Origin of the sequence: Streptomyces sp. NPDC052040 (assembly GCF_044548405.1) — a bacterium.
GTDB lineage: Bacteria > Actinomycetota > Actinomycetes > Streptomycetales > Streptomycetaceae > Streptomyces.
Genome location: NZ_JBIUBV010000002.1, coordinates 125,314 through 143,763, shown reverse-complemented (window position 1 = coordinate 143,763; position 18,450 = coordinate 125,314). Strand labels below are relative to the sequence as shown.

At 70.2% G+C, this 18,450-nt stretch carries 14 protein-coding genes, 1 tRNA gene and 1 pseudogene; 12 read left to right on the top strand and 4 right to left on the bottom strand.

All coding sequences use genetic code 11. The features are described from left to right. Positions 1 to 100 precede the first annotated feature (100 nt). From desA to ACIHAA_RS06805, 4 genes are read left to right on the top strand one after another with little or no spacing between them, the layout of a single operon-like run. Positions 101 to 1,543: a lysine decarboxylase DesA gene (desA, locus tag ACIHAA_RS06820; protein ID WP_399813952.1), complete on the top strand. Its 1,443-nt coding sequence runs from the start codon at positions 101 to 103 to the stop codon at positions 1,541 to 1,543. Next, positions 1,527 to 2,810, top strand: a complete 1,284-nt coding sequence (locus ACIHAA_RS06815) for a lysine N(6)-hydroxylase/L-ornithine N(5)-oxygenase family protein (protein WP_399813950.1) — start codon at positions 1,527 to 1,529, stop codon at positions 2,808 to 2,810. The genes desA and ACIHAA_RS06815 overlap by 17 nt, the downstream gene beginning before the upstream one ends. After that, a complete protein-coding gene (locus ACIHAA_RS06810; protein ID WP_399813948.1) occupies positions 2,807 to 3,355 on the top strand; it encodes a GNAT family N-acetyltransferase in 549 nt (182 codons plus the stop codon). The genes ACIHAA_RS06815 and ACIHAA_RS06810 overlap by 4 nt, the downstream gene beginning before the upstream one ends. After that, positions 3,352 to 5,124 carry an IucA/IucC family protein gene (locus ACIHAA_RS06805; protein WP_399813946.1) on the top strand — a complete coding sequence of 591 codons (1,773 nt, stop codon included), beginning with the start codon at positions 3,352 to 3,354 and terminating at the stop codon, positions 5,122 to 5,124. The genes ACIHAA_RS06810 and ACIHAA_RS06805 overlap by 4 nt, the downstream gene beginning before the upstream one ends. 131 nt (positions 5,125 to 5,255) lie before the next feature. Here the strand turns inward: ACIHAA_RS06805 and ACIHAA_RS06800 are convergent, their stop codons facing one another. Further along, positions 5,256 to 6,845 (bottom strand): beta-N-acetylhexosaminidase, encoded by a 1,590-nt coding sequence (locus ACIHAA_RS06800; RefSeq protein ID WP_399813944.1) that lies wholly within the window; start codon positions 6,843 to 6,845, stop codon positions 5,256 to 5,258. Positions 6,846 to 7,094: 249 nt separating this feature from the next. After that, positions 7,095 to 8,675: a purple acid phosphatase family protein gene (locus ACIHAA_RS06795; protein ID WP_399813943.1), complete on the bottom strand. Its 1,581-nt coding sequence runs from the start codon at positions 8,673 to 8,675 to the stop codon at positions 7,095 to 7,097. 165 nt (positions 8,676 to 8,840) lie between these two features. Here ACIHAA_RS06795 and ACIHAA_RS06790 point away from each other — a divergent pair, with 165 nt between their 5' ends. Further along, the gene (locus ACIHAA_RS06790; protein ID WP_399813941.1) at positions 8,841 to 9,098 is read left to right on the top strand and encodes a hypothetical protein; all 258 of its coding nucleotides are present in this window, start codon (positions 8,841 to 8,843) and stop codon (positions 9,096 to 9,098) included. Positions 9,099 to 9,162: 64 nt separating this feature from the next. Beyond that, a complete protein-coding gene (gene glmS, locus ACIHAA_RS06785; RefSeq protein ID WP_399813939.1) occupies positions 9,163 to 10,980 on the top strand; it encodes a glutamine--fructose-6-phosphate transaminase (isomerizing) in 1,818 nt (605 codons plus the stop codon). 254 nt (positions 10,981 to 11,234) lie between these two features. On the opposite strand, the gene ACIHAA_RS06780 is transcribed toward glmS, so the two are convergent. Further along, a complete protein-coding gene (locus ACIHAA_RS06780) occupies positions 11,235 to 11,762 on the bottom strand; it encodes a universal stress protein (RefSeq protein ID WP_399813938.1) in 528 nt (175 codons plus the stop codon). 1,348 nt (positions 11,763 to 13,110) lie between these two features. Between ACIHAA_RS06780 and ACIHAA_RS06775 the strand changes: the two genes are divergently transcribed. The 6 genes and pseudogenes from ACIHAA_RS06775 to ACIHAA_RS06750 all read left to right on the top strand — a co-directional run bounded on the left by ACIHAA_RS06775 (position 13,111) and on the right by ACIHAA_RS06750 (position 16,718). Continuing rightward, entirely contained in the window at positions 13,111 to 14,364 is a 1,254-nt protein-coding gene (locus tag ACIHAA_RS06775) for a helix-turn-helix domain-containing protein (protein ID WP_399813937.1), read from the top strand. A gap of 158 nt (positions 14,365 to 14,522) precedes the next feature. Then, positions 14,523 to 15,125 carry an oligoribonuclease gene (gene orn, locus ACIHAA_RS06770; protein ID WP_399813936.1) on the top strand — a complete coding sequence of 201 codons (603 nt, stop codon included), beginning with the start codon at positions 14,523 to 14,525 and terminating at the stop codon, positions 15,123 to 15,125. 111 nt (positions 15,126 to 15,236) lie between these two features. Next, positions 15,237 to 15,309, top strand: a tRNA-His gene (locus tag ACIHAA_RS06765). A gap of 132 nt (positions 15,310 to 15,441) precedes the next feature. Continuing rightward, positions 15,442 to 16,087: pseudogene (locus tag ACIHAA_RS06760) on the top strand (HAD family hydrolase). Between the two features lie 98 nt (positions 16,088 to 16,185). Then, on the top strand, positions 16,186 to 16,314 hold the full coding sequence (locus tag ACIHAA_RS06755; protein WP_399813934.1) for a hypothetical protein: 129 nt from the start codon (positions 16,186 to 16,188) through the stop codon (positions 16,312 to 16,314). 38 nt (positions 16,315 to 16,352) lie between these two features. After that, positions 16,353 to 16,718 carry a hypothetical protein gene (locus ACIHAA_RS06750; RefSeq protein ID WP_399813932.1) on the top strand — a complete coding sequence of 122 codons (366 nt, stop codon included), beginning with the start codon at positions 16,353 to 16,355 and terminating at the stop codon, positions 16,716 to 16,718. Between the two features lie 280 nt (positions 16,719 to 16,998). On the opposite strand, the gene ACIHAA_RS06745 is transcribed toward ACIHAA_RS06750, so the two are convergent. Continuing rightward, the gene (locus tag ACIHAA_RS06745; RefSeq protein WP_399813930.1) at positions 16,999 to 18,054 is read right to left on the bottom strand and encodes a LacI family DNA-binding transcriptional regulator; all 1,056 of its coding nucleotides are present in this window, start codon (positions 18,052 to 18,054) and stop codon (positions 16,999 to 17,001) included. Positions 18,055 to 18,450: the final 396 nt, after the last annotated feature.

The window sequence follows — 18,450 nt, the reverse complement described above, 5'->3', positions numbered from 1 at the left end:
CGGGAACCGGGTGCTCCGAGTGGGCGGAACTTAGGTTAGGCTAACCTCGCTCGACGGGCGGGCCTCCGCCCTCGTCTGTCCCCGCCGGGAGGACCCCCACATGCGCTCGCACCTGCTCAATGACCTCACCGCGGAGCACTACCGCCGCTCCGTGACCGAAGGAGTAGAGCGGGTGGCCGCCAAACTCGCCGCCACCGACCGCCCGTTCACCGGTGTCACGGTGGACGACCTCACCCCCCGTATCGAGGGGATCGACCTGGACCGCCCGCTCAGCGACACCACCGCGGCCCTGGACGAGCTGGAGGAGCTGTACCTCCGTGACGCCGTCTACTTCCACCACCCCCGCTACCTCGCCCACCTCAACTGCCCGGTCGTCATCCCGGCCGTGCTCGGCGAGGCCGTGCTGTCCGCCGTCAACTCCTCCCTCGACACCTGGGACCAGTCCGCCGGCGGCACGCTGATCGAGCGCAAACTCGTCGAGTGGACCACCGGACGCATCGGCTTCGGCCCCGCCGCCGACGGCGTCTTCACCTCCGGCGGCAGCCAGTCCAACCTCCAGGCGCTGCTGCTGGCCCGCGAGGAGGCCAAGACCGACTCCCCGGAGAAGCTGCGGATCTTCGCTTCCGAGGTCGGCCACTTCAGTGTGCAGAAGTCGGCGAAGCTGCTCGGCCTGGGCCCGGACGCCGTCGTCACTGTCCCGGTGTGCGCCGACAAGCGCATGCAGACCGTCGCCCTCGCCCACGAGCTGGAGCGCTGCGCCGCGGAGGGCCTGGCCCCGATGGCCGTCGTGGCGACCGCCGGTACCACCGACTTCGGGTCCATCGACCCGCTGCCGGAGATCGCCGAACTGTGCGCCCGCTACGGCGCCTGGATGCACGTGGACGCGGCCTACGGCTGCGGCCTGCTCGTCTCGCCCGCCCGCCGCCACCTCCTGGACGGCATCGAGCGCGCCGACTCGGTCACCGTCGACTACCACAAGTCCTTCTTCCAGCCGGTGAGTTCGTCCGCCCTGCTGGTCCGGGACACCGCCACCCTGCGCCACGCGACCTACCACGCGGAGTATCTGAACCCGCGCCGCATGGTCACCGAGCGCATCCCCAACCAGGTCGACAAGTCCCTCCAGACCACCCGCCGCTTCGACGCCCTCAAGCTGTGGATGACCCTGCGGGTGATGGGCGCGGACGGCGTCGGATCCCTGTTCGACGAGGTGTGCGACCTGGCCCGGCAGGGCTGGGACCTGCTGGCCGCCGACCCCCGCTTCGACGTGGTCGTAGAGCCGCAGCTGTCCACCCTCGTCTTCCGCTACATCCCGGCGGCCGTCACCGACCCCGCCGGAATCGACCGCGCCAACCTGTACGCCCGCAAGGCCCTGTTCGCCTCCGGCGACGCCGTGGTCGCGGGCACCAAGGTCGGCGCCCGCCACTATCTGAAGTTCACCCTGCTCAACCCCGAGACGACGGCCGAGGACATCGCCGCCGTCCTCGATCTGATCGCCGGCCATGCCGAGCAGTACCTGGGAGAGTCCCTTGACCGCGCTTCCTGAGACCACCGACACCACCCACGACTTCGTGGGGATCGGGCTCGGCCCCTTCAACCTCGGCCTCGCCTGCCTCACCGAGCCGATCGACGGACTCGACGGCGTCTTCCTGGAGTCGAAGCCCACCTTCGAGTGGCACTCCGGGATGTTCCTGGAGGGCGCGCACCTCCAGACCCCGTTCATGTCCGACCTGGTCACCCTGGCCGACCCCACCTCGCCGTACTCCTTCCTGAACTATCTGAAGGAGCGCGGGCGGCTGTACTCGTTCTACATCCGCGAGAACTTCTACCCGCTGCGCGTCGAGTACGACGACTACTGCCGCTGGGCCGCCGAGAAGCTGAGCTGTGTCCGCTTCAACACCACGGTCACGGAGGTGACCTACGAGGAGCAGGACGAGCTGTATGTGGTCCGGACCCGGGAGGGCTCCGTCCACCGGGCCCGCCGTCTGGTCCTCGGCACCGGCACCCCGCCCCACATCCCGGACGCCTGCCGCGGCCTTGAGGGCGACGCCATCCACAACTCCCGCTATCTGGACCACAAGCACCAGCTCCAGGCCAAGGAGTCGATCACGCTGGTCGGCAGCGGCCAGTCCGCCGCCGAGATCTACTACGACCTGCTCAGCGAGATCGACGTCCACGGCTACCGGCTGAACTGGGTGACCCGCTCCCCGCGCTTCTTCCCGCTGGAGTACACCAAGCTCACCCTGGAGATGACCTCCCCGGAGTACATCGACTACTTCCGGGCCCTGCCCGAGCGGACCCGCTACCGGCTCACCGAGCAGCAGAAGGGCCTGTTCAAGGGCATCGACGGGACCCTGATCGACGAGATCTTCGACCTGCTGTACCAGAAGAACCTCGACGGCCCGGTGCCCACCCGCCTGCTCACCAACTCCGCGCTCACCAGCGCCCGCCACGAGGACGGCACCTTCACCCTGGGCTTTAGGCAGGAGGAGCAGGAGAAGGACTTCGAGCTGACCTCCCAGGGCCTGATCCTGGCGACCGGCTACCGCTATGTCGAACCGGAGTTCCTGAAGCCCGTCCGCGACCGGCTGCGCTACGACGGGAACGGCAACTTCGACGTGGGCCGCAACTACGCCATCGACGAGACCGGCCGGGGCGTGTTCCTCCAGAACGCCGGGGTCCACACCCACAGCGTCACCAGCCCCGACCTGGGCATGGGCGCCTACCGGAACGCGTACATCATCCGGGAGCTGCTGGGCACCGAGTACTACCCCGTCGAGAAGACCATCGCCTTCCAGGAGTTCGCGGTATGAGCACGACCACCGGTGCCGTCGGCACCCTCACCCTCCGTCCCCTCGCACCCCTCAAGGACGCGGAACTCCTGCACCGCTGGGTCACCCACCCCAAGTCCGCCTTCTGGATGATGCAGGACGCCCGGCTGGAGGACGTCGAGCGTGCGTACAGGGAGATCGCGGCCGACCCGCACCACCACGCGCTCCTCGGACTGCACGACGGCGAGCCCGCCTTTCTGATGGAGCACTACGACCCCGCCCACCGGGAACTCGTCGGCCTGTACGAGCCCCGGCCCGGCGATGTCGGCATGCACTTCCTGGTCGCGCCCACCGAGACGCCCGTGCACGGCTTCACCCGGGCCGTGATCACCGCCGTAGTGGCGCACTTGTTCGAGGACCCGGCCACCGAGCGGATCGTCGTCGAGCCCGATGTGCGCAACTCGGCCGTGCACGCGCTGAACGCGGCGGTCGGCTTCGTGCCCGAGCGCGAGATCACCAAGCCGGAGAAGACGGCGCTGCTCAGCTTCTGCACCCGCGAGCAGTTCGAGAAGGCGGTGTCGGCATGAGCCTCACGGAATCCATCGCCCATCTCTCCCCCGAGCGCTGGGAGCGGGCCAACCGCCTTCTCATACGCAAGGCGCTGGCCGAGTTCGCGCACGAGCGGCTGATCACCCCCGAGGCGGGGGGCGACGGCCACTACACCGTCCGCAGCGACGACGGGCTCACCCGCTACCGGTTCCGCGCCACCCTGCGCGCCCTCGAACACTGGGAGGTCGACCCCGAGTCGATCACCCGTCACCGCGACGGCGCCGAACTGCCCCTCGAAGGCCTGGAGTTCTTCATCGAACTGCGGGCGGCCCTGGGCCTGAGCGACGAGATCCTGCCCGTCTATCTGGAGGAGATCTCCTCCACTCTCTCGGGCACCTGCTACAAGCTCGCCAAGCCGCAGATCCCCTCCGCGGAGCTGGTCCGCAGCGGCTTCCAGGCCATCGAGACCGGGATGACCGAGGGCCACCCCTGCTTCGTCGCCAACAACGGGCGGCTCGGCTTCGGCATCCACGAGTACCTGTCCTACGCGCCCGAGACCGCCCACCCGGTACGGCTGGTGTGGCTCGCGGCCCACCGCTCCCGGGCCGCGTTCACGGCGGGCACGGGCATCGCCTACGAGTCCTTCGTCCGGCAGGAGCTGGGGGCCGGGACCCTGGAGCGGTTCCACCGGCAGCTGACGGACCTGGGCCTGGACCCCGAGGACTACCTCCTCATCCCCGTCCACCCCTGGCAGTGGTGGAACAAGCTCACCGTCACCTTCGCGGCGGAGGTGGCCCGGCGCCACCTCGTCTGCCTCGGCGAGGGCGACGACGAGTATCTGGCCCAGCAGTCCATCCGGACCTTCTTCAACACCAGCGCCCCCGAGAAGCACTATGTGAAGACGGCGCTGTCCGTGCTCAACATGGGCTTCATGCGCGGTCTTTCGGCCGCCTACATGGAGGCGACCCCGGCGATCAACGACTGGCTGCACGGTCTGATCGAGAGCGACCCGGTGCTGAAGTCGACGGGCCTGTCGATCCTGCGCGAGCAGGCGGCGGTGGGCTACCGCCACCTGGAGTACGAGGCGGCCACCGACCGCACCTCCCCGTACCGCAAGATGCTCGCCGCGCTGTGGCGCGAGAGCCCCGTGGCCTCGCTCCAGGAGGGCGAGACCCTGGCGACGATGGCCTCCCTGGCCCATGTCGACCACGAGGGCGCCTCCTTCGCGGGCGCGCTGATCGAGCAGTCGGGGCTCGCCCCGGTCGAGTGGCTGCGCCGCTATCTGCGGGCCTACCTCACCCCGCTGCTGCACTGCTTCTACGCCTACGACCTGGCCTTCATGCCGCACGGCGAGAACGTCATCCTCGCCCTGGAGGACGGTGTGGTGCGGCGCGCGGTGTTCAAGGACATCGCCGAGGAGATCGTGGTGATGGACCCGGACGCGGTGCTGCCGCCGGAGGTCGCCCGGATCCGGGTGGAGGTGCCCGAGGACGAGAAGCTGCTGTCGATCTTCACGGACGTCTTCGACTGCTTCTTCCGCTTCGTCTCGGCGAACCTCGCCGCCGAGGGCGTGCTGACGGAGGACGAGTTCTGGGGCACGGTCGCGGAGATCGTCCATGAGTACCAGGACGCGCATCCGCACCTTGGCGAAAGGTTCCAGCAGTACGACCTGTTCGCCCCGGAGTTCGCCCTGTCCTGCCTCAACCGGCTCCAACTGCGCAACAACCGGCAGATGGTGGACCTCTCGGACCCGTCGGGGGCGCTCCAGCTGGTCGGGACCCTGAAGAACCCGATCGCGGGCCGCTAGCACAACAGCCCCCGGACCGCTGGCCGCTTGGCCGCGGCCCGGACAGACGGGCGGGCGGGCGGGCACCCCGGTGTACGGTCCACCGGGGTGCCCGTCGTCGTCCTCCTGCGGCCCGATCACAACGATTGGGCTCAGGAGGCCCAGGGCACCTGCGGGGACCGGTAGTAGCCGATGCCCAGCGCGTCCCAGCGCGGGCCCTGCGCCGCGAGCCGCAGCCGGTAGGCGTCCCAGTCGTGGGTCGCGGCCGGTGACCAGCCCAGCTCGGCCACGCCCGGCAGCCGGGGGAAGGTCAGATAGTCGATGTCGGCGGCGGTGGTGATCGTCTCGGACCACAGCGGTGCCTCGACTCCGGCGACCGCCGACGCCGGTACGCCCGGCAGATAGGTGCCGGGATCCCAGTCGTAGGACCGCCGGACCTCCACCAGTCCGGCCCAGTCCTGCCCGACCGGGGTGTCCTCGGTGTACTTCATGTCGAGGTAGACCCGGTCGGCCGGGGACAGGATCAGCCCGGTGCCGTTGCGCGCGGCCTGGACGACCTGTGCCTTCTCCTGGGCGCTGGTGCTGTCGAGGCCCCAGTACTGGGCGAGCGCGCCCTTCACCGGGTGCGCCCCGGTCAGCTGGTGCCAGCCGATCACGGTCTTGCCGTACCGGGCGACGATCGGCTGCACCCGGTCCATGAAGGTCACGTAGTCGGCATGGCTGGTGGAGTGCGCCTCGTCCCCGCCGATGTGGAGATAGCGGCCCGGGGTGAGGGCGGCCAGTTCCCGCAGGACGTCGTCCGCGAAGTCGTAGGTCTCCTGCTTGGACACGCACAGCGAGCTGAAGCCGACGTTGGTGCCGGTGTAGAGCGGGGGCGCGACACCATTGCAGTTCAGTCCGGCGTAGGAGGCGAGGGCGGCGTTGGTGTGGCCGGGCATGTCGATCTCGGGGACGATCTCGACATAGCGGGCGGCGGCATGGCGGACGATCTCCTGGTACTGCGCCTTGGTGTAGAAGCCGCCCGGGCCGCCGCCGACCTGGGTGGAGCCGCCGTAGGAGGCCAGCCGCGGCCAGGAGTCGACGGCGATGCGCCAGCCCTGGTCGTCGCTCAGATGCAGATGCAGGGTGTTGATCTTGTAGAGCGCCAGTTCGTCGATGTACCGCTCGACCTGGGCGACGGTGAAGAAGTGGCGGGAGACGTCCAGCATCGCGCCGCGGTAGGCATAGCGCGGGGAGTCCGTGACGGTGCCGCCCGCGACCGCCCAGGGGCCGGGCTGGGCGGTCTTCCGCTCGACGGCCGGGGGCAGCAGCTGGCGCAGGGTCTGCACCCCGTGGAAGAGGCCCGCGGGGCGTCCCGCGGTGATGGTCACGCCCCGGGAGTCACTGGTGAGCCGGTAGCCCTCGGCGCCGAACGGGCCGTCGCCCAGGGCCAGTCGGATGCCCCCGGTGCCGGTCGTGGTGAGGGGCAGGGGGTAGCCGGTCGAGGGCCGCAGGACCTGCGCGAGGTACTCGCCGACCTGGCGGCTCCCGCTCGTGCCGTCCACCCGGATGCGGGTGCTCCCGCTGATCTCGTACGGGGTGCCGCCCTGCTGGACGGAGGCGGGTGCCGGGACCACCCGGTCGAAGGGGGTGGTGCCACGGGCGGCCGCGGCGGGCCGGTCGCCCGCCCCGAGGGTCAGTGCGGCCGTCGCGACGAGCAGCAGCGTGCCGAGGATGCGGGGCGTTCTGTGGTGCCGTGTCACATGCGCTCCCTTCCACGAGACCCCTCCGACTCGCCCGCACCGGACGGGAGGGGTGGGCACCACTCTCCCGCATCACGGGCGGCAACGATCGCCGCCCCGGCGGAAATTCACCCCGGGGGCTCCGGACCGGCGAAGGGGCCCCGGAGGGGAGGCGCAGCAAAAACCAGCGGGCGGCCCGCCCCGGATGTCCCGTCCGGAAGGAGGACCGCCCGCTTTCCCGTGCCCCGCCGTGCGGGCGCCGGGATGGCCTTACTTCGCCCGGCGCGCCACCGTGAAGTGGTCGACCTGCTCGCCGGTCTCGGCGATGCCGCGCACCTTGAGGGTGGTGTAGTGGCCCTTGGCGGCGGGGGTGACGTCGACCCGCAGGAAGGAGTAGTCGAGGTAGCGCACGCGCGACCAGGTGACCGTCTCGTTCTGCTTGCCGTCCTTGAGGTTGATGAAGGAGGCGACCGAGTCGACCTCGTTCTCATGGCCCTCGTAGGACAGCGGGGCGGTGAAGGAGTACAGGCTGCGGCCCGCCGCGCCCGCCGTGACGTAGACCACGCCCTCGCTCTCGGGGTACGCCGTGCCGCCGATCGGGAGCTTCTTGGTGACCGCGCCCGCCTTGATGACGTCGGTGCGCTCGTACTGGTGGTTGTGGCCGTTGATGACCAGGTCCACGGTGTACTTCTCGAACAGCGGCACCCACTCCTGGCGCACGCCCCCCTCCGAGGCGTGCGCGGTGGAGGTGCAGTACGCGCAGTGGTGGAAGAAGACCACGATGAAGTCGATGTCGTGGCGGGCGCGGTACTTCTTGAGCTGCGCCTCCAGCCACTTCGTCTGGGTGCCGCCGGAGATGCCGAGGTTGGCCGGGATCTCGAAGGAGATGTCGTTGGCGTCCAGCGAGATGACGGCCGTGTTGCCGTAGGCGAAGGAGTAGACGCCGGGCAGGTTCTTCTTGTCCGGGCCGTTGTCCGGCAGGGTCCAGCGGGCCTCTTCGCCGCCGTAGCCGTTGGGCGAGTACCAGGCCTCCATGTCGTGGTTGCCGTAGGCCGGCATCCACGGGACCTGCTTGGCGACCGTCTCGGTCTGGGCCAGGAACTGGTCCCAGACCCGGGAGTCGAAGCCGGTGTCGGCGGTCTTGCCGGAGCCGGACGGGTCGGCGTAGGCGATGTCGCCCGCGTGCAGGTGGAAGGCCGGGTTCTGGCCGAGGAGCAGGCTGTTGTTGGCGAGGCCGTGGTAGCCGACACCCTCGTCCCCGAAGGCGGTGAAGGTGAAGGGCTCCTTGCGGTCGGGAGCGGTGGTGAAGGTGCCGAGGGTGCCGAGCAGGTGCCGCTCGGCCGGGTCGAAGCCCACGTGGCCGACGCCGTAGTAGTAGGTCTTGCCGGGGCGCAGGTTGGCCAGCTTGGCGTGCAGGTAGTACTGGGTGTGGTCGCCGCTGGCGCCGACACCCGCCGGGGTGTAGAGGGTGCGGACCTCGGCGGGGATCTTGCGGGAGAGGTCCCAGGGGTGGGCGCCGACGCGGATGAACGGCTTCTTCACGGCGACCGGGACCTGCCAGGAGACCGTGATCTCGGTGCGCGGGTCGTTGCCGAAGGCGAGGTGGCGGCCGAAGGGGGCGACGAGGGCGCCGTCGACGGTCTCGGTCGCGGGGGCGGTGCTGCGGGTGGGGGCGGCCTGAGCGGTACCGGCGGCCTGGGCGGTGGCGCCCGGCACGAACGCGCCACCGGCCACGGCGCCCAGGGTGACGGCGCCGCCCCTGATCATCGAGCGCCGGGAGAATCTCGAACGCAGGTACTCATGCTGCTCCGCCATGCTCATCTTGGCGGCGAGCTTCTCGGGTACTCCCATACGAGGTGTGTCCATGTGGCCTGAACTTCCTCCACACAGGCAACGTGGCGCAAGACACAGAATGGACAGCCGTCGAACACAGCCCCATGAGACGCTCAAGGCGGATCTGCCCGAAATCGGGCACGATTCTTGCGGATCCAGCTTTCATATCGCAGGATCTACCGGGTGCACGACGAACTTGTAGATCATCTGACGCGGTCCACGACCCTGAACCGGGGCGAGGCGCTGCGTGTGGTCCAGGACGTGCTCGCCTACTTCGACGAGACGGCCGAGGAGTTCGTCCGCCGCCGCCACCGCGAGCTTCAGTCCCAGGGCCTGATGAACGCGGTGATCTTCGAGCGGATCGAGGCCGATCTGAGGTACCGCACGGTCGCGCCGCCGGAGCTCACACTCCGCCAGCTGCGCCGGATCGTCTACGGCTGAGCCGCCGGGGGCCACCTCAGGGCCATTTCACCACAACGGGGACAAAAGGGACTTAGGGATATATATGTGCGGAATCGTTGGATACATCGGTAAGCGCGATGTGGCCCCGCTGCTGCTGGAGGGCCTCCAGCGGCTGGAGTACCGAGGCTACGACTCGGCGGGCATCGTCGTCACCTCCCCCAAGACCTCCGGCCTGAAGATGGTCAAGGCCAAGGGGCGGGTCCGCGACCTGGAGGCCAAGGTCCCCGCGCGCTTCAAGGGCACCACCGGCATCGCCCACACCCGCTGGGCCACCCACGGCGCGCCCTCCGATGTCAACGCGCACCCGCACATGTCGGCCGACAGCAAGGTCGCCGTCGTCCACAACGGCATCATCGACAACGCCTCCGACCTCCGCAAGAAGCTGGAGGCGGAGGGCGTCGAGTTCCTCTCCGAGACCGACACCGAGGTCCTTACCCACCTCATCGCCCGCGCCACGGCCGAGACCCTGGAGGAGAAGGTCCGCCAGGCACTGCGGCACATCGAGGGCACCTACGGCATCGCCGTGATGCACGCCGACTTCACGGACCGCATCGTGGTGGCCCGCAACGGCTCCCCGGTCGTCCTCGGCATCGGCGAGAAGGAGATGTTCGTCGCCTCCGACGTCGCCGCGCTGGTCACCCACACCCGCCAGATAGTGACGCTGGACGACGGCGAGATGGCGACGCTGAAGTCCGACGACTTCCGCACCTACACCACCGAGGGCACCCGCACGACGGCCGAGCCCACCACCGTGGAGTGGGAGGCCGAGTCGTACGACATGGGCGGCCACGACACCTACATGCACAAGGAGATCCACGAGCAGGCCGACGCCGTGGACCGGGTGCTGCGCGGCCGGATCGACGACCGCTTCTCCACCGTCCACCTGGGCGGCCTCAACCTGGACGCCCGCGACGCCCGCGCGGTGCGCCGGGTGAAGATCCTCGGCTGCGGCACCTCGTACCACGCGGGCATGATCGGCGCCCAGATGATAGAGGAGCTGGCCCGGATCCCCGCGGACGCCGAGCCCGCCTCCGAATTCCGCTACCGCAACGCGGTGGTGGACCCCGACACCCTGTATGTCGCGGTCTCGCAGTCCGGTGAGACCTACGACGTCCTGGCGGCCGTGCAGGAGCTGAAGCGCAAGGGCGCCCGGGTCCTGGGCATCGTCAATGTCGTCGGCTCGGCGATCGCGCGCGAGGCGGACGGCGGCATGTACGTCCACGCGGGACCCGAGGTCTGCGTCGTCTCCACCAAGTGCTTCACCAACACCACCGTCGCCTTCGCGCTGCTGGCGCTGCACCTCGGCCGCACCCGGGACCTGTCGGTGCGCGACGGCAAGCGGATCATCGAGGGCCTGCGGAAGCTGCCCCAGCAGATCACCGAGGTCCTCAAGCAGGAGGAGGAGATCAAGGCGCTGGCGGCCCAGCTCGCGGAGGCCCGCTCCATGCTCTTCATCGGCCGGGTGCGCGGCTACCCGGTGGCCCGCGAGGCCTCGCTGAAGCTGAAGGAGGTCTCGTACATCCACGCCGAGGCCTACCCCGCCTCCGAGCTGAAGCACGGTCCCCTGGCGCTGATCGAGCCGGCCCTGCCGACGGTCGCGATCGTGCCGGACGACGACCTGCTGGAGAAGAACCGCGCGGCCCTGGAGGAGATCAAGGCCCGCAGCGGCCGGATCCTCGCCGTCGCGCACAGCGAGCAGGAGAAGGCCGACCACACGATCGTGGTCCCGAAGAACGAGGACGAGCTGGACCCGATCCTGATGGGCATCCCGCTCCAGCTGCTCGCCTACCACACGGCGCTGGCGCTGGGCCGGGACATCGACAAGCCGCGGAACCTGGCCAAGTCGGTCACGGTGGAGTAGCAGCTCCCCCGCCGGGCTCCACCCGGCATCCGCCACCAGGCATGAAACGGCCCCCTGTCCGCCAGCGGCACAGGGGGCCGTTCCGTTGGGGCTGGGGGCGCAAGGGAGTTGGAGGGGGTCGCGGCACCGGGGTCGGGGGAGTTGGGGCGTTCGTACCGCAACTCGACCGGGGTGGCGGGGAGTTGTACGGGCCGGTGAACCGTCCGGTGGCGCCTCGGGCGGCGGGTGGGTGGGCGAGCGGGCGGGCGGCCGGGTCAGGGGATGACGACGACCGGGCGCCGGGCGCGCTTGGCGAGTCGGCCGGCGACCGAGCCGAAGATACGGCCGACGATGCCCTGGGTGGAGCCGACGACGATCGCGTCCGCCTCGTACTCCTGCCCCACCTCTTCGAGTTCGTGACAGATGTCGCCGCCGCGCTCGACCAGGATCCAGGGCACTTCGGCGAGATGCTCCGCACAGGCCAGTTCCAGTCCGAGGACCTCCGTGCGGTGGTCCGGGACGTCGACGAAGACCGGCGGCTCACAGCCCGCCCACACCGTGGTGGGCAGCCGGTTGGCGACATGCACGATGATCAGACCCGCACGGGAGCGGTGGGCCATGCCGATCGCGTAGGCGAGCGCGCGCTCGCTGGAGGTGGACCCGTCGAAGCCGACCACCACACCGTGCTTGAAGGCGGGGTCGCAGGACGAGCGTGGCTCTGGCGCCGCCAAGGGCTCGGCCGCCGTGGGATCGGCGACGCGGCGCTTGCGGTCCGCGGAGTCGAAGAATTCGTGACCGGCCATGAGTGTCTCGGCGTTGTGATCCTCGTGGGTGGGACGACACTGGGCGGCGGAGCGGTGTCCGGGAATCATCTTTCCCACCCCATACCCCCAAGGGTACGGCGGCACGCCTCCTTCGCCCAGATCCCGCGCGCCCCCCGAGTCCTCGGCTTCGCCCGAACTCCGGGAGCCCCCGTCACGGGGTTCCAGAGAGCATGCACGAGGGGACACCCGTAACGCAATGGTTGCTGCCTCGTACAGGTGGTTTGTGCAGCGTTCACCGAGGAGGGGGGTGGCGATGGCGATGACCGCGCCACCGGGGAACGGACGGGGGGCGGCTCGAACGGCGGGGAACACCGGGGAACACCGGGAAACATCAAGGACTTTACGGTCATAACGGGCATACGGCCCGGTCGGCCGGGAACGCCGGTGACCGGTCCCCCGCACACGCGTTGATTCCGGTGACCCATCGCGCCCCGCGCGCCCCAGCGCCACAGGAGCCCGCCGTGCCCGCACCCCGCCCCGCCGTCCCGCGGAACAGCCCCGCTCCGGTCACGGCGGCCGTCGTCGTCCGCTGGGCCGTCTTCACCTGCGCCCTGGTCCCCGCGGTCCTCGTCTGGAACGGCATCCCGGCCCCCGGCGCGATCAGCGCCACGCTGGGCCTCGCGGCGGTCACCTGGGCATGCCGCACCCTCCTGCGCCGGGCGGAGCACGGAGCGGCGGGGGCCCCGGGGACGGCGGACGAGGGTGCGGCCGAGCGCGTGGGCCGTCGCGGCAGCCCCCGACCCGCCCCGCGAGCCCCCCTGCCCGGCAGCAGGCCGCCGCGAGTCCTCCACTACGCCGTCGCCGCACCGCGGACCGCCCGATACGAAGCCGCCGTACCGCGAGCCGCCTGGCGTCGCGGCGCCGTGCCTGGCACCTCTTGGTACGAAGGCGCCGCAACCGGGACGCATGGAGAGGGGCGGAACGGGGGAGCAAACACTCCGGTCGACTGACCGGTTTCCGCGCACGCGCCCGCTTCTTTTCAGCCAACTTCTCACACCTGTGCATCATGGGGCCGAATGGCCCCCCACCCCCCGTTTGACCTGCACTGAAAGGGTCCCGCGGGGCTCCCGGACCCTACGTGGATTGGCCACTGGGACGAGGCGCACTTCCCTGCACGGCCCACGAGTGCAACCCTTCGTGATCGAATGCTTCACGCCAAGTTGCCATGTCGACAATGTGCCGGATGGTGAACTGGTCACCCCGGTGTCCCGGGGAGCAGTAAATTCGATCATGATGTCTTACGGCGGGGGACTCGTGCAGGACCGAGGGGAAACGTGCAGGAGCGACACAACCGAGGAGCCGCGACCACCGAGGGGGGCTTAGCAGGATGAGCCACGACTCCACTGCCACGGCGGATGCCGCCAGCCGGAAGCTGTCCGGACGACGCCGCAAGGAGATCGTCGCGGTGCTGCTGTTCAGCGGCGGCCCCATCTTCGAGAGTTCCATACCTCTTTCGGTGTTCGGGATCGACCGCCAGGACGCCGGAGTTCCGCGCTACCGATTGCTGGTGGCCGCCGGAGAGGAGGGCCCGCTGCGGACCACAGGGGGCCTGGAACTGACCGCACCGTACGGGCTCGAAGCGATCTCACGGGCGGGCACCGTTGTGGTGCCGGCCTGGCGTTCGATCACTTCACCGCCACCGGAGGAGGCGCTCGACGCACTGCGCCGGGCGCACGAAGAGGGCGCCCGCATCGTCGGGCTGTGCACCGGCGCCTTCGTGCTGGCCGCCGCCGGACTGCTGGACGGACGGCCGGCCACCACACACTGGATGTACGCGCCGACGCTGGCCAAGCGCTATCCGTCGGTGCACGTCGATCCACGCGAGCTGTTCGTGGACGACGGCGACGTCCTGACGTCGGCCGGTACGGCGGCGGGCATCGACCTCTGCCTCCACATCGTGCGCACGGACCACGGCAACGAGGCGGCGGGCGCGCTCGCCCGGCGCCTGGTGGTCCCACCGCGCCGCAGCGGCGGGCAGGAGCGCTATCTCGACAGGTCTTTACCAGAGGAGATCGGCGCCGACCCGCTCGCGGAGGTCGTCGCCTGGGCGCTGGAACACCTCCACGAGCAGTTCGACGTGGAGACCCTGGCCGCGCGCGCGTACATGAGCAGGCGGACGTTCGACCGCCGGTTCCGCTCGCTGACCGGCAGCGCGCCGCTCCAGTGGCTGATCACCCAGCGGGTGTTGCAGGCACAGCGGCTGCTGGAGACCTCCGACTACTCGGTCGACGAGGTCGCCGGGCGCTGCGGCTTCCGGTCCCCCGTCGCGCTGCGCGGGCACTTCCGGCGCCAGCTCGGCTCGTCGCCCGCGGCGTACCGGGCCGCGTACCGGGCGCGCCGTCCGCAGACGGAGCGGCCGGGCGAGCCTGACGGCGCGATGGGACCGGCGGCGCCCCAGGCGATGCAGGAGGCCGCACCGGTTCCGATGCAGGCCCGCCGTACGGCGAGCGCGCTCGCGCCCGCGGCGTCCCTGTCCCCGGACCACCACGGCAAGCACGTCGACCACCCGGGACGGCAGCACGTCCCGGAGCTGTACGCGGCGGGCCGGCCGAGCCTGCCGGGGCAGCGCAGCGCGCACTAGCGCCGTTCCCGGGGCGCAGCCGGGCATGGGCGGGATCCGTGAGAAGTGGTACGTATCACGGATCCCGCCCCTTCGGCATGCCCTCGGGCGCCCGCCCCGGGGCCTTGCCCCGTGCACGGGCGGTCCGCACGGCCCGGACGGGCCATAAGGTGGGACACATGAACGATCGCATGGTGTGGATCGACTGCGAGATGACCGGACTCTCGCTGTCCGACGACGCGCTCATCGAGGTGGCCGCGCTGGTCACCGACTCCGAGCTGAACGTACTCGGCGAGGGCGTGGACATCGTTATCCGGCCGCCGGACGCGGCGCTGGAGACGATGCCGGAGGTGGTGCGCCAGATGCACACCACCTCGGGGCTGCTCGACGAGCTGGCGTCCGGCACGACACTCGCCGACGCCCAGGAGCAGGTCCTCTCCTACATCCGGGAGCACGTGAAGGAAGCCGGCAAGGCGCCGCTGTGCGGCAACTCCGTCGGCACGGACCGCGGCTTCCTGGCCCGCGACATGCCGACGCTGGAGGACTACCTCCACTACCGGATCGTGGACGTCAGCTCGATCAAGGAGCTGGCCCGGCGCTGGTACCCGCGGGCGTACTTCAACAGCCCCGAGAAGAACGGCAACCACCGGGCGCTGGCCGACATCCGCGAATCCATCGCGGAGTTGCGCTACTACCGGGAGGCGATCTTCGTACCGCAGCCCGGCCCGGACTCGGACACGGCCCGCACGATCGCGGCCCGCCACGTACTGCCCGCGGAGTAGCGTCCTCGACGGGGCCCGGACGGGCCCCGGAGAAAGCCTGGCGCGAGCACCCCGTCAGACCCTGTACACTTTTTCTCGGCCGGTACGGGAAACCGAAAAACACCGGTCATGGTGGGTGTAGCTCAGATGGTAGAGCACCTGGTTGTGGTCCAGGATGTCGCGGGTTCGAGTCCCGTCACTCACCCTTAGTCATCAAGGGCTGACCTGTACAAACAGGTCAGCCCTTGATCGTTTTCGTTTGCGGGAACAGCACGGGAACGCACACCCCTTCCCGCACCCCACCCAGACGCCACAGTGACGCCTTAGGCTGCTGGGGATGATTGACTGCATCGTCTTCGACGTAGGCGAAACGCTCACCCGCGATGATCGCTACTGGGCGCTGGGGCCGACTGGCTCGGCGTACCCCGCCACACGCTTTCCGCTCTCGTGGGCGCCGTCGTGACCCAGGGCCTGGACAACGCCGAGGCGCTGCGCCTCGTCCGACCCGGCATCGACGTCCAAGCCGAATACGCGGTGCGGGAGACGGCCGGGCACGCGAACTCCTCGACGAGGCCGACCTGTACGACGACGTACGCCCGGCCCTCGCCGCCCTGCGCGGCCTCGGATTCCGGGTAGTCGTCGCCGGGAACCAGACCGCCCGCGCCGGACAGCTGCTCCGCGACCTGGACCTCCCCGTGGATCTCGTCGCCACATCGGCCGAGTGGGATGTCGCGAAGCCTCAGCGCGCCTTCTTCGAGCGCGCACTGGAAGCGGCGCGGGCCGAGCCGCAGGCGACGGTGTATGTCGGCGACCATCCGGCCAACGACGTGTTTCCCGCGAAGGCCGCCGGGCTCCGGGTGGCGCACCTCCGGCGCGGCCCGTGGGGGCATCTGTGGGCGGACGACCCTCAGGTGGTGGCCGCGGCGGACTGGCAGGTCGACAGCCTCACCGAGCTCGTGGCACTGGCCGCCGACTGGCGGTGACGGGCGGCGCTGCTCGTCTGGAGTGAGCGGTGCCGTTTGCGTATCCGCAACGTGGCGGTGCGGGTACGGTTCGGAGCGGAAGCCCGAACGGAGCCACCATGCCCACAGACACCGTTCGCGAGACAGGCATCACCGACCGCGAGTTCGCCAGCGTCCGCAGCACCATCATGGATGCCAACCCGGACATGCCCGAGGAGATGGCCGCCCGCATCGTCGACGAGGGCTGAAGTTCGTGGCCGTCTGCGCGACGAACCCGACTACCGGGTTGGCCCCGTCGCGGATCGTGGACGAGGGCTGGCACGCCCTGATCCTGCACACCGCCATGTACGCCGAACTGTGCGAACGGCTTGGCAGCTTCGTGCACCACTACCCGGGCTACGACCCCACCCACTACGACCCGCCGGTCCTGGACCGCACCCGCGAGAAGATCACGGCCCTGGGCTGGGAGGCAGCCCATGCCGAAGCCCGAGTGGCCCTAGCCTCGCCTGTGAAGGGAGGTTGTATGTCCGAGTGGATTGACCCGCGGTACGCACAGTTGGTGGCAGCGTGGAAACGCACGCAGCAACAGGACTCGCGTGACCCGCACAACGAGCGGCCCGTGAGGGGATTCATCGTCCCTCAGAAGGGCTGATCTGCACGGCGTGGCCCCGGTCGGGAAGTATCGATCAGGAAGTCCCAGTCGGGGCCGCTGCTGTCGGACGAGGTCGGAAAGCGGCACGCCGGTGCCGTCGGCCATGCGGATCAGGGTATTCAACTCCCGAGACGAGTGGCCCGGTTGATCCGGCTGTGGGCGGCGACGTCGGCGTCATCCCGGCCCGTACACGTCGAGCCGCCGGAGTGGCGTCGAGCCGAGCACCGTCTGCGGCCGCGACGCCCTTCGCCACCGGTGAGCGCGGCGGGTGCCGGGCCGTTCAGGACGACGCCCGTTCCACCAGTTCCGTCGGGAGGACCAGCTGGCGGGGTTTCAGGAGTCGGGAGGGGGTCGGGCGGCGGTCGGCTATTTCCTCCAGGAGCAGGTCGATCATCGCGCGGCCCATCTCCTCGATCGGCTGGCGCACGCTCGTCAGGGGCGGGTCCATATGGCGGGCGATCGCCGAGTCGTCGAAGCCGACCAGGGCCACGTCGTCGGGGATGCGGCGGCCGGCCTCGCGCAGCACCTGGCGGGCACCCGCCGCCATCACGTCCGACTCCGCGAACACCGCGTCCAGGGCGGGGCGGCGGGCCAGCAGTTCCGTCATGGCGCGACGGCCGCCCTCCTCGGTGAAGTCGCCGGCGGCGATCAGGGCTTCGTCCACCGCGCGGCCCGCGTCCCGCAGGGCGTCCCGGTAGCCGTCGGCGCGCCGCTGGGCGCCGTAGACGTCGAGGCGTCCGGTGATGGTGGCGATGTGCGTCCGGCCGCGGGCTATCAGATGCTCGACCGCCGAGCGGCCACCGCCGTAGTTGTCGGAGTCCACCGACGGCAGGGCCTCATGCTCCGAGCGGGGGCCGCTGATCACCGCCGGGATCTCCAGCTGGGCGAGGAGGTCGGGCAGCGGATCGTCCGCGTGCACCGACACCAGCAGGACCCCGTCCACCCGGTGCGCCGCCAGATACTGGGCCAGTCTGCGGCGCTCCCGGTCGCTGCCCGCGAAGATCAGCAGCAACTGCATCTCGGTGTCGGCCAGTTGGGCGCCCACACCCTTGAGCATGTCCGAGAAGTACGGCTCGGCGAAGAAGCGGGTCTCCGGCTCGGGCACGACGAGGGCGATGGCGTCCGTGCGGTTGGCGGCCAGTGCCCGGGCCGCCGTGTTGGGCACATAGCCGAGTTCCGCGACGGCCGCCTCGACCGCGGCGCGGGTCGCGTCGCTCACCCGGGGCGATCCGTTGATCACCCGGGACACCGTGCCGCGTCCGACCCCGGCGCGTGCGGCCACCTCTTCGAGGGTGGGCCGACCGCCGCTCCGGCCCCGCGCTCCCTGGCCTGCCATGGGGACCTGCCTCCCGCAGTTGTCTCTTTGGCCTGGAATCTAACAGTCCGTCGGCCTCGTGATCGTCGTGCGCTCGGCACTGGGCACCGCGCACCGCGACACTGCGGCACCGCGCACCGCGCACCGCGCACCGCGCACTGCGGCACCGCAGCACCGCAGCACCGCAGCACCGCAGCACCGCAGCACCGCAGCACCGCAGCACCGCAGCACCGGCCGCATGGCCTTCTCCCGGTCCGGTCAACAGCCCGACCTCCAGCACGGGTTCGCAGCCCGAATTCCAGATCGGCCCAACGACCCCACAACTGAGTCCAGTTGGGCCCGTCCACTCCCTTGACACCCCCGCCCGGACCCACGACTCTTCAACACATCACAAGTGGGAGCGCTCCCACAGTACCT